This is a genomic window from Aeromonas sp. QDB31, from assembly GCF_027707605.1.
GTDB lineage: Bacteria > Pseudomonadota > Gammaproteobacteria > Enterobacterales > Aeromonadaceae > Aeromonas > Aeromonas media.
This window is the reverse complement of the sequence record NZ_JAPCIX010000020.1, coordinates 64,835-80,077: the sequence shown is the minus strand read 5'-3', so window position 1 is coordinate 80,077 and position 15,243 is coordinate 64,835. Positions and strand designations below refer to the sequence as shown.

Genomic DNA, 15,243 nt, shown 5'->3' with positions numbered 1-15,243 from the left:
TCAGGCAAGGGGCAACAGTGGATCAAGGGATGATCGTCTCACTTTTTCCTGTCAATGCCATCTGGGTGAACAGTTACGTTCAAGAAGGGTCTGAAATTGACCAAAGAAGATTCGCTCTAAAGTAGCGAAAAAAACACCGGTTTAAGGCCGGTGTCAGGGGGTAACTGAATCTGTACAAACTATGCAATAGCTAGTTCAGTGTCATCATTATCAGTATCTTCATTTATATCACCAAGACGCTCATTAACCACTGCTAATAATCGTTCCTTTTGATCACACTCGATAGATGTAAGCGTACTACCAAGAGCTTCAAGATCTTCCAAAACCCAAGTATCAATGCACCAACCAGATTTTAAAATTGGTTGTGATATCAACCACTGCAAAACTTCCTTATTGTCGTAGCCAGCAGCATGCTCAATTAAATCAGTAACCTCTTGTGCCATCTCTCTCCCATTAATGTTAGGCATTGTTATGGCGCTAGAGAAATAGTGAATTGACCGACAACGTTGCTCATGAGTCGTAGTTTGTTTGAAAAATGCGACATTCAAACTTCTAGTTACCGCCCCTTTCTTTTGTGGCTCCAGTAGTGTTGTCAACCTACTAACAAGAAATTGACTGTAGTCATCATTTGTGTTAGGAATCTCCTTCAAGGCGTTCACGAGAGCTTGTGAATGATTTAGTATCAGTCCCTTATCATTCATATAACCAACCATTCTCTCTGTTACTACATCAGCTTGATTAATTCTATTCAACCAATCAGCTTGTGTACAAGCTTCATTATCAAAGTAGTTCAGTAATATTTCAAGTAGCTCAGTTTGCTCATAATTAATAACGTCATCTATCAGTTCCAAAGACCACTCTTGAGGTGGAATATCTTTTATATGCACATGCCAACCCCCAACCCAGTTAACATGTTGTTCATTCGTGAGTGTACGCTTATTAATGCTGATGAATGAATAGTCATCAGCGGTTATTGACTCAGCAATGGCACTATAGATACGTCCACGTATGATCATGACTTCGACATGCGGTAATATTATGTGACCAAACTCCGGTTGCTTTAACCATTTCATTATTTGCTCATATTTAGATGTACATAGATAGTTAAGAATATAATCTTTGCACTGTGGATGGCTGCTAACAATGGTGCTAACACATTGGAGGGCAGTTATCGTGGTATCTTGACGAGCATCATGATTTCTAAAAGAACCATGATCTACTGGTAAGAATGCGTTTATTACAGCGACAACTGAACAAGCAGCTAACTTAGCTATGTCTTTTTCTTCTGATTTTTTGTTATGAATTGTCTCACTCAGTTCCGCGACAAGATTCTGAGCTAAGGACTTCTTATTTGAATTATGCCAGTTCTTGGAGAACGGAATCACATCCACATTACGTGGAATATCACTAATCTTATTGTTATCGAGTAAATATTGAATACTAAAATTCCGCAAGTCACCCAAACGATACCTCTCAAGTAAAACAGTGAAAATAGAGGCTTCATATTCAACATATTCGTTTCTAAGACAAGCCTCTTTAACGATAGGAGTAAACGTTGCTTTATTAATTATGGCTTCAATATCCCACTCGTTAATATCTCGTGCTATTGGATAAAGTGCATTAACGATAAAACTCGCACTTGGTGCCCCAATAAAATATGGTTTTGTCTTTGTGATACATGAGTAAGCGTAGCAATCTCTGATGAGGCGTTGTAATTCACTTATTGAGTTGGGTGATGTGCCTAGTGTTGGAGAATCCAAGCTGGAAAGTATATTCCAAATTACTTTTATTTTACTAGTAACCAACTCTTGCCTTAAATTTATAGGTGTTAAATTTATTTCGATACCATTTGTTCTAAGGCGCCCAAAACTAGCGACAAGATCTTTATCAAACTCATAAGGAATATTAGTTGTATCACCTTTCAATTCGTGATTGATATCAATTAAATATTCATTAACCAATTCTTGTCCCGCGTCCTCATCCAATAGAGTCGCTGCAATCTTCACCAAATCGGATGAGTCCGTTTTTTCGATTTGTTGTTTAAAAAACACATCGAAACCAAGTAATGGTTTCAGTGTAATTAGAGCCGAAGCATTTTGTGTATTAACTGCAACTCTAATTGGTTCTGCAATGAGTTCACTCTCTGCTACTTGGAATGATGTTTGATAGTGCAAAGCAGCGATTTGTTTTGACCAATTTTGTTTTTCACCACTATATTTTTTTAGCACCCTATGGGTTGCAGATAATTTTCTGACTGTGTCTTTAAACGCTTCATCATCCTCTTTATGGGAAACAAGCTCATCTGGATTGCTTAGTAGCATATTTATCGGGACACCGCTGTCTCTAACAACTAGTATGTATGCTGCGCAACAAGTTCCATTGAGGGATTCATTGCCTTCAGGGCAACTATCAATTTTGGCTCCAATCCGATTCACTAAACTCTTAAGAAAGCGGGGAGTGATTTTGTTAATCCAAATGTCGATTAATGACTTTGCCCCATCTTTACCATCAATGTCAGGAAGCGTCTCAGACCAATACACATCAAATTGTTCTCGCCATCCAGTGGTCACGATTGGAGGAGCTGAAAATGGAACAGGAATTCTTTTTGATATGAACTCACGTCCAGATTGACTCTCGTCAACAGCACTTTTCTCTAGGGCCTTCGCCAAGTGCTCTTCAGAATAAGGCAGTAGAATACGAAAGCGCTCATTTCTTAAGGATGTCAAAATCTCTATGTCACTCCAGAGCTCGCGAGCTATATCTGGTGCTATACGATCAATGTTGTCGATTACAAGCAACAACGTTTTTCCCATAGGGATAATATCTGCAAATGTAGAAAAAGCTTCTCTCAATTCTATTGAGCCAACTTCTTTATTAATGTTAATGACTTCGGTAATAACATCCTTGCTGTTACGCTTAACCAAGTCACCTATGTTAATATTAGGCCTAAATAAGTAAATGTACCCCCAGGCTAGAACCGGTGAAACTAAGAGTAGCCACGATACGATACCAGATGTAATGCTTAAACCGTCTTTCTCACCAAATAGATCGAATAAAAATGTCAGACTAGGACGTAATTGCAAAGCGGAAACAGCTAGCAAGAAACCAAATATTATGGCGATTAATGAAATATGACTTTGGGTATCTTTTGTGTATTCGAGACGTTGTCCTAGTGCTTTCTCTACCGTTTTCTGCAATAGATTAAGTTGAACCCTATTTTTTTTGTTGAAAAGATTTCTTAGTTCAGCATTAATGGTTTTAATTAAAGCAGGCTTGAGATTTTTATGGTATTGGTCAGCGTCGAACGTCACGATATGGAAACCATCAGCTTCTATTTGATGTTTTAAAATGTTGATGACAGTACTTTTACCAGACCCTAGGTTACCCTCAATCCCTATGATATGATGGTTATTCTCGCTATGTAACACCTTTGCAATGGCATCGGCAACTTGTTTATGTCCTTGTCCGCTGAAGAGATCAGTATCCACGGGCTCTTCATTCTGATAGCGTCTGCTCGTATCCATTTAATCTTATACCTCAACGGTGAACCTTACATGTTTCATATAGCATACCATGGCCTTGTTACTGAAATCGAGTGAGTATCTGCAACTTGATTGACTCAATCGCCCCATATTTCAAGACTCTTTATTGCTGAAGATTGAGCGAGTTTTCAAACTAACAGGTGCTAATCCATCATTATAATGAGGGCACTTAATTGGGTTGAAAAACATCTCGATATAATCAAATTCGTGGTAGCGATCCTCCTCCCTAGTCGAGTTAAACCTGCGTTTGACCTGTTCTCGCTTGAGAAATTAAATGAAGCTCTCGGTGTGACACTATCGTGGAGGTTTCCACACTGGACTGCCCCGCCCCAGTAGACGATCCTGCCCTAGACACCATTTTAGGAGGTACCCCAAAGAGATTTAACAATGGAATAAAACTACGAATTTTATAACTGACACTGAGGAAGATTTATTTTTCTTTGGGATAGCTTAATTACATGTACTCCTTTTATTAAAGAACCTTAATATGTAGTCATAAGCCACCAGTACATGAATCACCATACATTAGTATCGATGGAAACTAGATGTTAATCATTAATGATCAATGCCTTACATTACCTTCTGGCTTGTGTACTAGCTATCTAGCAGACATTAGTTAAATGACGTATGCTTGATTCCTGTTACCGCCAATTGAACTGTGTATAATGGAAACAATTGATCCTATCCCCGACCGGATGTCTTAAGTGGCTGAATTAACATCAGAACAATTAAAACCCGCTTTCACGATTGAGCAGTTCCCCACGCTCAGCGAGCTCGAACCCATCCCTTTTGCCGCCCTGCAACCCAGAGCCATTTCCGGCATCAAGCGACTGGCCAGTTTTGATGGTGACTGCCCGGTCATGTTGCTCAACGGATTCCCGGGTGCAGATTATGAGAGTGTCTGCCAGACCTTGATCGCCTCTTCCAATGGCAAGGATGGCGACCTGTTCGATCTCTGCTACACCGAGAACCTCAACAACCCGTTCAAGCCCATCTGGCTACGCCTGCAACCCGGTACCGGGTTTGAATTCTGCGAGATGGTTGGTGAACTGCTCAAGCTGATGAGCCATCATCTGGATGCCGAGCGCCTGGTCACCCGCATCATCCGCAAGCAGGAAAATGACCCCAAGATCGTGGACTTTCTCTCCGATCTGGCGGCGCACGTGGCCCAGGGGCTCGAATTCCAGCACCCGGTGCTCATCAACCTGCTGATCCATCACGAAGAGCAGCAAGCCCCCGTCATCTATGGCCGGGACTTGAACTGGGACACTCTGTTTGGCTCCATCAACTACCAGACCGAGCAAGGCTCCGTCTATGCCAATCAGCACTTGCTGGAGCCGGGCCTGCTGCGGGAAGCCAACGGCGGCTACCTCATCTTGCAACTCGACGAGCTGCTCGATCAGCCCCATCTCTGGTTCAAGCTCAAGAACGCCATGCAAAAAGGCGAGCTGGACTGGAATGCCTATCAGGAAGGCAAGACTCTGACCCCCTTCTTCACCCCAGAGGCCACGCCTATCCGGTTCAAACTGATCCTGGTGGGCGACCGGCTGGATGTGGCCGAGTTCCAGATGCTGGACAGGGACATGTCCGAGCGCATCTTCCTGCGCGCCGATCTGGTGTCCGAGGTGAACATCGAAGAGGACTTGCCCGAGTTTCTGCAATACCTGGCCTGGCTGCGGCTGCGCTGGAACCTGCTGGACTTCACTCCCGGTGCCCTCCTCGCCCTGTGTCGCCATGCCAGTCGTCTCTGTGACCATCAGGAGTGGCTCTCCCTCTCGGAGGTGCAGCTCAGCGCCATCATGCGCATGGCCGACAGCCTGGCTCGGGAGCTGGAGGCGGAGAAGGTGACCGACGAGCATATACTGCTCGCCCTGGAGGAGCAGGATTACCGTCTCAACTACCTGGTGGAGCAATCCGATCAGGGGGTCATCGATGGCCAGATCCTGCTGCAGACCGACGGTGAAGAGGTGGGCCAGATCAACGGCCTCTCCGTCATCCAGGTGGCCGGTCATCCCTATGACTTCGGTGAACCGGTGCGACTGACCGCCACTGTGCATCTGGGAGATGGCGACGTGGCCGACATCGAGCGCAAGGCTGAGCTCGCCGGCCACATTCACGCCAAGGCGATGATGATCATCCACGGCTATCTCTCCAACAAGTTCGGCGCAGAGAACCCCTCGCCGCTCTCGGCAAACCTGGTGTTCGAGCAGTCCTATCACGAGATTGACGGCGACAGCGCCTCCCTGACAGGTCTGTGCGCCCTGCTCTCTGCCCTCGCCCGCCAACCGATCTCCCAGCGTTTCGCGGTGACCGGCGCGGTCGATCAGTTCGGCAACGTGCAGGCTGTGGGTGGCGTCAACGAGAAGATCGAAGGCTTCTTCCGGGTGTGCAAGATCCATGGCATCACCGGCAAGCAGGGCATTATCCTGCCCGGTACCAACGCCCAGCAGCTCAACCTCTCCGATGAGGTAATTGCCGCCGTCGAAGCGGGTCAGTTCCATATCCACCCGGTGGATCATGTGGAAGAGGCCATCGAATTGCTGACCGGCTGTGTGGCCGGAGAGCCTGATATGCCGGACACCCTGTTTGGCCGGATCCAGGACAGACTGGATGAACTCAATGGCACTGCCCCCAAGAGTGGCGTGCTGCGCAGCCTGCTGGGCCGTCTATTCGGCCTCTAAATAAAGTGATCGGAGTTGTTTAGCGAACAACTGTAAGCTAAATTGACCCGGCTTTGACCCATATGAAGGATAAACAGCGTGACCCTAGATAACGACACCACTAATCCCCGCCTCTCCCTGTGTGAACAAGGTAAAGAGTCGTTTACCCGTGAAGAGCTGCTTGCCTGCAGCCGTGGCGAATTATTTGGTGAGGGTAACAGCCAACTGCCCGCCCCCAACATGCTGATGATGGATCGCATCGTCAAGATCAATGACAACGGTGGTGAGCACGGCAAAGGCGAAATCCTGGCCGAACTCGATATCACTCCGGATCTCTGGTTCTTCGACTGCCATTTCCCTGGCGACCCCGTCATGCCGGGCTGTCTGGGTCTCGACGCCATGTGGCAACTGGTCGGTTTCTTCCTGGGCTGGAAAGGCGGTCCGGGCAAGGGACGCGCTCTGGGCGTAGGCGAGGTGAAATTCACCGGCCAGATCCTGCCGACCGCCAAGAAAGTGACCTACAAGATCACCTTCAAACGCGTCATCAACCGCAAGCTGGTGATGGGGATTGCCGACGGCGTGGTCGAGGTGGATGGTCGTCCCATCTACAGCGCGACCGACCTGAAAGTGGGCCTGTTCAAAGACACCACCGCATTCTGATCTGCTCTGACCCGGTCAGAGAGTGACAACGTAAAGGGGCCGCCATGGCCCCTTTCCTTTTGTAATGAGTGATGAAGTCTCGGTTACTTCATGAAGAGGCCTGAGCCTCGCCCCTCCATGGCGTCGCGCCAACCACCAAGCCAGTGCCCTCTGGCATCCAGGCATTGATACGGACACGCTTCTTTCTGTTTGCCGACTACGCCAGCCTGATAACCACGAGCGCGAGCTCTCTCCAGACGGTCCCGTTTCTGTCTCTTCATCATCTACGACCCTCTTCGTGGAACAAAAAAGCGACCAAGTTTTCACCGGTCGCTTTCATCTTTACCCCAGGGGGGAAGCAGGGTCAAACAAAAAATTCCATGCTATTCAGACGTTGTGACACAAGATACTGAACTGCATTAATTTTTGATGACACACTTTTTATCGCTGGTAACGGCGCAGCCAGGCGAAGGGCAAGGCCAGCAGCGTCAACCAGAACAGGCTGCCACCACCGCCATCTTCACCATCCTGACCGGTCTGGTTGTTGACCGGCGCATTGCTGACCACGTAGTTGGCCGGTGTGTTGCCCTGATAGTCCGCCACGGCGGGCGTCAGCTTGACGGCAACCACGGTCGCGTTGGTACGCAGGTTCAGATCGCTCTCGCTGTTATAGCGATAGGCGGTGGCGGCTATGGTGCCATCGCTGCTGATACCGCTGGCGTAAGCAATATGGTAATACTTGCCATTCTGGGCACACTGCTTGGCGCCGGCATCATCCAGACCACAGATCAGGTCGTTCAGGTACCAGTTGTTGCTCGGGGAGGCAGCATTGAGCAGGAAGGCTTCCTGCATGCGGTTCGTGCCGTTGGCCACAGGCTGGGTCTGATGACGGGAGTCACGCCAGCCGACCACCATGTTGTGATCGTTGATGGCCGCGCCCTCGGAGCCGGAGCCGGAGAGCGGCTTGTCCTGCAAGGGTATGGTTGCCGACGAACTCGGATTGTTCAGATTGAAGAGGAACATCTCGGTCGGACGGTTCTGACCCTTGTTGATGCTGTAACGCTGGTTGCCGATCACATAACCATTCTCGTTGACAGACACCGCCCAGCTATTTTGCAGCACACTGTCATCCTTGCCCGGCTCGCCATCGGGCAGCGGGATTATCTTGGTGGTACCCACGGTGCCGGCATTGAGATCCAGGGTCCAGTAACTGGCCAGGTTGCGGCCGTCGAGATCCCCCGAACCCACTTCACCGGTGGAGCTGTAGCCCACGCCGTACAGGGTGCCATTGAACGTCGCAGCACCGAAAGCAGAGGCCGTCTGCAGCACTTCGTCGCGTTGACGGCCATAGGTACTGGCCTGCATCAGCTTGTTGAAGCCACCTGAGCCATTGAGCAGCCAGAAGCTGGCCTGGGTATCGACCCCGGGACAGTAACGGAAGTCGCCGTATTCGTCGTCATTGCCTGCGAAACACCAGTTATAGAAGTCACCGCCCACGTTGTGGCGGTACTTGCCGCTGGCGGCCGTGCCGGTCACCAGGTACTGACCGTTGTCCAGTTTCTTGATGCTGGTCGGGACACTCAGGCTGTGGGTGCTGGCGGCATCTTTCAGCTCAACCGTGTTGCCATCCCCCGCGACCGCAAAGGCAGTGCGCAATTTGCCATTCATCTTGTAGCCCACCTGGGTGTACGGTGTCTCACCCAGTGCCGTCACCAGACCATCTGTCTCACTGCTGACGACATAACCGACGCCGCTGCGCTGATCGACACCATCGAGGAAGTCACGGCGCCACTGGTAGGCAAACCCGGGGTTGTCATTCCAGAAGGAGTCACAGACGGAGCTTGAGAGGAAACAGCCCTGCTCAAAGCGGAAACGATCGACCAGGAAGTCGGCAGAGCGCACGGTCGAGAAGTACTCGGCCATGTTGTTCTTGGTGTTGATCCCGATGAGTCCGCTGCCATCGGCACTGATCCCGCTGGCATATCCTTTGACTTCGTCATCGACAATGGTGAAGAAGGGGCTTTGTGCCGCCTGCGCGTTGAGGCTGGCGCCGACCAGGATGGCCAGCATGGATAATTGCTTTTTCATCTACTTCCTTAGTCTTGATGTTTCAACGCTTCCAACTCCTCCCAACGGGAGAAGGCGTGTTCCAATGCGGACTCTGCCGCATGCAATGCATCGAGTTTGGACTGGGTCTGCTCGGCCGGGAGGGAGAAGAACCCGGGATGGTTGATCTCCGCCTGCAGGGCATCGAGTTCCGTTTCCAGCTGCTCCAGCCGGGCTGGCAGATTATCCAGCTCCAGTTGCAACTTGTAAGAGAGTTTGCGTGTTTTTTTCGCCGGCTCAGCCGCCAACGCGACAGGCTCTGCCACCTTGGCCGCAGCTGCCTTGGCCGCCTGTTGCTGACTCTGCAGGGCGCGGGTGGCCATCATGTCGGCATAGCCGCCCACATAATCGCTGATCCGCCCGTCTCCTTCAAACAGCCAGCAGCCGGTCACCGTATTGTCGATGAAGCGACGATCGTGGCTGACCAGCAGCAGGGTACCTGGATAATCGGTCAGCAGTTCTTCCAAAAGTTCCAGCGTTTCGACATCCAGGTCGTTGGTTGGTTCATCTAGAATCAACAAGTTACTGGGTTTGAGGAACAACTTGGCCAACAGTAGACGGTTTTTCTCGCCCCCTGACAAGGCCTTGACCGGAGTCCGCGCCCGTTTGGGTTCAAACAGGAAGTCCTGCAGGTAGCCCAGAATATGACGGGAGCGGCCACGCACCATCACTTCCTGCTTGCCCTCCCCCACGTTGTCCACCACTGTCTGCTCGGGATCGAGCTGCTCGCGGTACTGATCGAAATAGGCCACTTCCAGATTGGTGCCGCCCTTGACCCGCCCGCGGCTCGGCTCGAGCTGACCCAGCAAGAGTTTGATGAGGGTGGATTTGCCGCAGCCGTTGGGGCCGACCAGGGCAATCTTGTCGCCTCGCAGCACCTGCAGATCCAGCCCCTGGAACAGGGTGCGATCGCCAAAGTCGAGGCCCAGCCCTTCGGTCTCGAACACCAGCTTGCCGGAGCGGTTGACGTCGTCCATCTGCAGCTTGGCCTTGCCCTGCAGCTCACGGCGCTGGCTGCGCTCCATGCGCATCGCTTCGAGGGCGCGCACCCGGCCTTCGTTGCGGGTGCGGCGGGCCTTGATGCCCTGGCGTACCCACACCTCTTCCTGGGCAAGCTTGCGGTCGAACTCGGCGTTTTTCAGCTCCTCGACCCGCAGCCACTCCTCCTTCCCTTGCAGGTACTGATCGTAATTACCGGGCCAGGAGGTGATGGCGCCCCGATCGAGATCGATGATCCGGGTCGCCAGCTTGTGAATGAACTCCCTATCGTGGGAGATGAAGACGATGGCGCCGCGAAAATCCTTGAGGAACTCTTCCAACCAGTTGATGGCGTCGATGTCCAGATGGTTGGTCGGCTCGTCCAGCAGCAGCAGATCGGGGTCGCAGGCGAGCGCACGGGCCAGGGCCACCTTACGCAACCAGCCACCGGAGAGGCTGTCGAGGGTCACGTCGGGATCCAGCCCCAGCAGGGTCAACACCTGATTGATGCGGGTCTCAAGTTGCCAGCCGTTCTGGTAGTCGAGCTGCTCCTGCAACTCGCTCATCTTGCGGATGTTGGCGTCGGAGGGATCGTGACCCAGCTCCAGGGAGATGTGGTGGTACTGCTTGAGCAGCTCCCCCACCCCGGCCAGCCCTTCAGCGGCATAGTCGAACACGGTCAGCTCGCTCGAGGCGGGCGGATCCTGCTCGAGACGGGTCACCTTCAAGTCCTGCTGCAACACCAGACGGCCGTCATCCAGAGACAGCTCGCCCGCGATGACCTTCATCAGGGTGGACTTGCCCGCCCCGTTGCGGCCCACCAGACAGAGGCGCTCGCCGCGCTCTATGGTCAGCTCGGCGTTGTCGAGCAGCGGGAAATCACTGAACGACAGACAAGCGCCGTGCAATGTCAAAAGTGCCATGTTTGTTCCTTGTTACTTATGAAAAAACGGGCGGCAGACTCTGCCCCCGTTTCATCGTCAAATCAGTCTCACCCCTGACGGGCAAGCCAGCCCTTGAGCTGTGCCAGGGTGAAGGGCCAGCCCAGTTCGCGGCCAGCGTCATCCCGCAGCACCGGGATGCGCACCCGGTAGGCTGCCAGCCACTGTTCGTCCTCCAGGATGTCACACTGGCGAGTGCTGGCGGCAAAACCAGCCTCCTCCACCAGCGCCCAGGCCTGTTCGCACAGGTGACAGCCGTCGGTGTGAAACAGGGTCAGCATCAGGCCTGCGTCTCGGCGTGGGTGATGATCCAGCAATTGTGGATATGCTGGTTGCGCTCAAAATCCTTCGGCCGGGTCTTGCTGGTGATGTTCTGGGCCTTGAGGCCTGCGGCCTCGAGACCGGCCAGATCCATCTTGAAGTGACGCTTGTTGTTGGAGAACACCAGGGTGCCGTCCGCCGCCAGCAGGCGTTTGAGGTGTTGCATCAGCAGCAGGTGATCCCGCTGCACGTCGAAGCTCTCATCCATCCGCTTGGAGTTGGAGAAGGTGGGTGGATCGATGAAGATGAGATCGTACTGATCCTCGGCCTCGGAGAGCCACTTCAGGCAATCGGCCTGGACGAATTTGTGCTGACGGCCCACCAGCGAGTTGAGACGCATGTTGTCCTGCGCCCAGTTGAGGTAGGTGTGGGACATGTCGACCGTGGTGGTCTCGCTCGCACCGCCAAGACCTGCGTGCACGGTAGCACTGCCGGTATAGGCAAACAGGTTCAGGAAGCGCTTGCCCCTGGCCATCTGACCCAGCATGCGACGGGTCTGACGGTGGTCGAGGAAGAGGCCGGTATCCAGGTAGTCGTAGAGGTTGACCCACAGACGGGCACCGTACTCCTGCACCTCCATCCGGTGCTGCTCTTCGGACAGCTTCTGGTATTGCTGCTTGCCTTCCTGACGCTCGCGCACCTTCAGGATCACCTTCTCGCCGTCCATGCCGGTCACCTTGATGGCGGCCTGCACCATGTCGAGCAGACGCTGCCGGGTCTTCTGGGCGGGGATGTCCTTGGGCGCGGCATACTCCTGCACCACCAGGTAGTCCCGATAGCGGTCGATGGCGGCGTTGTATTCCGGCAAGTCGGCGTCATAGAGGCGATAGCAGTCGATCCCCTCCTTGCTGGCCCACTTCTCGAGTGCCTTCAGATTCTTGCGCAGGCGGTTTGCAAAGTCCTGGGCCACCTCTTTTTGGGAGGCCACGGAGTCGAGCGCAATCTGGTAGTTGCGCAGCTGACACTCCAGCGCGCCGTTGAACAGGCGATACTGCTTGTCGGCCCGCAGGCGCAGGCAGCTCAGGAGCTCAGGGGAAGCAGACAGAATGGTGACCTTCCAGCCCTGGAAGCTGCGACGCAGGGCATCGCCAAGGGCCTGGTGCACTTCCAGGAGCGCCGGGAACTCGCCAAGACGCTCGCCATAAGGCGGGTTGGAGATCAGCATGCCGATCTCGCGGGCCTCCCCTTCCACAGCAGGCATCGGCAGCGGGTTTTCCAGCGCGGTGACATCGGCCTGCTTGAAGGTGATGAGGTGGGCCACCCCGGCCGCCTTGGCGTTGTCGCGCGCCTTCATCAGCACGCGGGGGTCGGCATCGCAGCCAAACAGCTTGGTTTCGCAGCGCTGCATGCCGCGCTTGGCGCGCACCTGGGCTTCCATCATCAGGCTCTGCCACAGTTCGCCATCGTGTTGCAGCCAGCGATCGAAACCGAAGCGTTCGCGGCGCAGCGCCGGCGCCATGTCGGCGGCGATGAAGGCCGCTTCGATGAGCAAGGTACCTGAGCCGCACATAGGGTCCATCATGGGCTCGCCGGTCCAGCCGCTGCGGGCAATCATGGCGCAGGCCAGGTTCTCTTTGAGCGGCGCTTCGCCTGTACCCTGACGGTAGAAGCGCTGGTGCAGCGCAGGGCCGGACAGGTCCAGAGTGATGTTGGCCTTGCCCTTGCCCAGGTGCGCCATGATGCGGATGTCCGGCGACTTCTTGTCGACGTCCGGGCGCACGTGGCCGCGCTTGATGAAGCGATCAACGATGGCATCCTTGATCTTCAGCGCGCCGTACTGGGTGTTGCGAATGGCCGGGTTGGTACCGGTGAAGTCCACGGCGATGGTGGCAGTGCCGGGGAAGTGCTCTTCCCAGGGAATGGTGTGGGCACCGAGATAGAGATCCAGATCGTCGTTCATCTGGAATTCGGACAGCACCAGCACGATGCGGGAGGCAAAACGGCTCCACAGACAGGCCTTGTAGCCAATGGCCAGTTCGCCTTTGAAATGGACACCGGCCACGGTCTCACGGACCTGCTCCGCGCCCAGGGTGGTCAGCTCGACGGCCAGCAGGTTTTCCAGCCCCTTGGGGCAGGTTGCAAAAAATTCTTTCATCACGCTCACGGGGATGCCATAAAAATAGTGCCGCATTATACCTTATCGGCCCGCACTCGGCATCCGAACCTTGGGGTTCGCGCGAATATAAAGGGGCTGGCCGGCGCAATCCCCTCCGTTCTTGCTCTTGTCGCCAGCACAGAGGCGCGGGCAAGACGATGCAGCGCAATATCCAGCGCAGAAGGGCATGCGCCAAACGGCGACGAAATGACTCAAGGAAGGTGCCGCAACGGCATAGGAGAGACGAGCGATAAATAACCGGTGTCGGTTATTTCGAAGGCGTATGAATATCAACCAAAAATAACGATCAGAGGCAGTATCAGCTGACCTGTCGATATTGTGCCTGGGCACGGCTCCTGGTCTGCATCCGGTTATTCATCACCTTGATCACCGCGAACCTAGGCAGGATCTTGCTGGCGGTCAGCACCAATTCCTCGGTCAGGTTCAGGCAGACACTCGCCTGATCGCCGGCCTCGATGACCATGAACTCTCCCCTGCCATGGGGAGTCTCCATCCACACCAGGGCGCCCATATCCGGAATAAAGTGAGTCTGCTGTTCATGAAAGAACCAGCTTTGTGGCATCAGGGGTTTATAAAAGCGGCTGACGGCGATGGCATTGAGTACCAGCTGAACCTGATGGGGAACACTCCAATCGAGTTCGGCGGCCTTGTCCATCAGCTGATAATAGAGGGCGGCATCGTCGACACAAAAAGGTTGGGTCGTGAAGGAGCTGGGAACGAGTTGTCGCCCCTTATATTCGGTGGCGAATATCATGCGATCGGATAAATCCAGCATCAGACGGTCATCCTGAGCATCATAATGCCACTGCCAATTGTCATTGGGTTGAATACACATGGAGTTGCCCTTACTTAAGCCGTTCCTCGACTTTATTCCATGTCGAGAATTTGAGCAACTTTAAATAAGGGCAACCGGTTATCTTTTAAATATGGGTAACGATCTCTTTGACCAGACTCGGGCCCTTATAAATAAAGCCGCTGTAAATCTGGACCAGACTGGCACCCGCCGCTAATTTCTCCCGGGCGGCCATGGCGCTGTCAATACCACCCACCCCTATGATAGGCAGAGCCCCATTAAGGGCCTTTGCCAGCAGGCGGATCACCTCTGTGCTCTTGTGCTGGAGCGGACGACCGCTGAGGCCCCCTGCTTCACCGGCATGGGGCATGTCATAAATCATGTCGCGCTCCAAGGTGGTATTGGTGGCGATGACCCCATCGATCCCGTTTTTGATCAAGGAGGCGGCAACCTGATTAATTTCATCCAGGCTGAGATCGGGGGCAATTTTAACGGCAAGGGGAACGTACTTCTTATATTGCGCGGCCAGCTCCTGCTGGCGAACCTTGAGGGCAGCCAGCAATTCATCGAGCGCATCGCCATATTGCAGCGAACGCAGCCCCGGGGTGTTGGGGGAAGAGATATTGACGGCAATATAACCGGCATGATCATAAACCTTGTCCATGCAGATCAGATAATCGTCCTTGCCCTGCTCGATGGGGGTGTCCTTGTTCTTGCCGATATTGATGCCGATCACCCCCTGATATTTGGCCTCTTTCACCTTGGCCACCAGATGATCGACACCCTTGTTGTTGAATCCCATCCGGTTGATGATCCCTTCCGCCGGAATTACCCGGAACAACCGCGGCTTGTCATTTCCGCTCTGGGGCTTGGGGGTCACAGTGCCTACTTCAATAAAACCGAACCCCATGGCACCAAATGCGTCGATACACTCCCCGTCTTTATCGAGACCGGCCGCCAGTCCCACCGGATTGGCAAAATTAAGCCCCATGACAGTGACGGGGCGTTGGGGGAGTGAATGACGGAAGAAACAATCGAGCGGTGTACCGAGAAGGCGGGGCAAATACTTGATGGAGAGATCGTGTGCCTGTTCGGGATTGAGTTTGAACAGAAAATGCCTGGCGAGGGGGTACAGCATGTTTGCTCC

General features: G+C 53.3%; 10 protein-coding genes. 2 read left to right on the top strand and 8 right to left on the bottom strand.

From position 1 onward, the window contains the following. Nucleotides 1–179 precede the first annotated feature (179 nt). Entirely contained in the window at nucleotides 180–3,488 is a 3,309-nt protein-coding gene (locus PG898_RS17150) for a P-loop NTPase fold protein (protein ID WP_199252963.1), read from the bottom strand. 758 nt (nucleotides 3,489–4,246) lie between these two features. On the opposite strand from PG898_RS17150, the gene PG898_RS17140 reads away from it, so the two are divergent. Beyond that, nucleotides 4,247–6,223 (top strand): Lon protease family protein, encoded by a 1,977-nt coding sequence (locus PG898_RS17140; RefSeq protein ID WP_043131841.1) that lies wholly within the window; start codon nucleotides 4,247–4,249, stop codon nucleotides 6,221–6,223. A 78-nt stretch (nucleotides 6,224–6,301) separates the two neighbouring features. Beyond that, complete coding sequence (fabA, locus tag PG898_RS17135) at nucleotides 6,302–6,862, top strand: 3-hydroxyacyl-[acyl-carrier-protein] dehydratase FabA (RefSeq protein WP_005329590.1); 561 nt, start codon at nucleotides 6,302–6,304, stop codon at nucleotides 6,860–6,862. A gap of 83 nt (nucleotides 6,863–6,945) precedes the next feature. Here the strand turns inward: fabA and rmf are convergent, their stop codons facing one another. The 7 genes from rmf to pyrD form a co-directional block, all read right to left on the bottom strand. After that, nucleotides 6,946–7,125 (bottom strand): ribosome modulation factor, encoded by a 180-nt coding sequence (gene rmf / locus PG898_RS17130; RefSeq protein ID WP_005315693.1) that lies wholly within the window; start codon nucleotides 7,123–7,125, stop codon nucleotides 6,946–6,948. 157 nt (nucleotides 7,126–7,282) lie between these two features. After that, on the bottom strand, nucleotides 7,283–8,929 hold the full coding sequence (locus PG898_RS17125) for a DUF3466 family protein (protein WP_270824647.1): 1,647 nt from the start codon (nucleotides 8,927–8,929) through the stop codon (nucleotides 7,283–7,285). 8 nt (nucleotides 8,930–8,937) lie between these two features. After that, nucleotides 8,938–10,848 (bottom strand): ATP-binding cassette ATPase Uup, encoded by a 1,911-nt coding sequence (uup, locus tag PG898_RS17120; RefSeq protein WP_043131835.1) that lies wholly within the window; start codon nucleotides 10,846–10,848, stop codon nucleotides 8,938–8,940. Nucleotides 10,849–10,916: 68 nt separating this feature from the next. Continuing rightward, nucleotides 10,917–11,147, bottom strand: coding sequence for a glutaredoxin family protein (locus PG898_RS17115; protein WP_270824646.1), 231 nt, complete (start codon nucleotides 11,145–11,147; stop codon nucleotides 10,917–10,919). Then, entirely contained in the window at nucleotides 11,147–13,318 is a 2,172-nt protein-coding gene (gene rlmKL / locus PG898_RS17110) for a bifunctional 23S rRNA (guanine(2069)-N(7))-methyltransferase RlmK/23S rRNA (guanine(2445)-N(2))-methyltransferase RlmL (RefSeq protein WP_270824645.1), read from the bottom strand. Before rlmKL ends, PG898_RS17115 begins: the two co-directional genes overlap by 1 nt. Before the next feature lie 283 nt (nucleotides 13,319–13,601). Beyond that, nucleotides 13,602–14,138, bottom strand: coding sequence for a cell division protein ZapC (locus PG898_RS17105; protein WP_270824644.1), 537 nt, complete (start codon nucleotides 14,136–14,138; stop codon nucleotides 13,602–13,604). 85 nt (nucleotides 14,139–14,223) lie between these two features. After that, entirely contained in the window at nucleotides 14,224–15,234 is a 1,011-nt protein-coding gene (pyrD, locus tag PG898_RS17100; protein WP_270824643.1) for a quinone-dependent dihydroorotate dehydrogenase, read from the bottom strand. Nucleotides 15,235–15,243 lie beyond the last annotated feature (9 nt).

Bases quoted from the DNA above. Each gene is read 5' to 3' on its own strand.
- rmf (WP_005315693.1), bottom strand. From the start codon at position 7,125: ATGATGAAGAGACAGAAACGGGACCGTCTGGAGAGAGCTCGCGCTCGT.
- PG898_RS17125 (WP_270824647.1), bottom strand. From the start codon at position 8,929: ATGAAAAAGCAATTATCCATGCTGGCCATCCTGGTCGGCGCCAGCCTC.
- uup (WP_043131835.1), bottom strand. From the start codon at position 10,848: ATGGCACTTTTGACATTGCACGGCGCTTGTCTGTCGTTCAGTGATTTC.
- PG898_RS17115 (WP_270824646.1), bottom strand. From the start codon at position 11,147: ATGCTGACCCTGTTTCACACCGACGGCTGTCACCTGTGCGAACAGGCC.
- rlmKL (WP_270824645.1), bottom strand. From the start codon at position 13,318: ATGCGGCACTATTTTTATGGCATCCCCGTGAGCGTGATGAAAGAATTT.
- PG898_RS17105 (WP_270824644.1), bottom strand. From the start codon at position 14,138: ATGTGTATTCAACCCAATGACAATTGGCAGTGGCATTATGATGCTCAG.
- pyrD (WP_270824643.1), bottom strand. From the start codon at position 15,234: ATGCTGTACCCCCTCGCCAGGCATTTTCTGTTCAAACTCAATCCCGAA.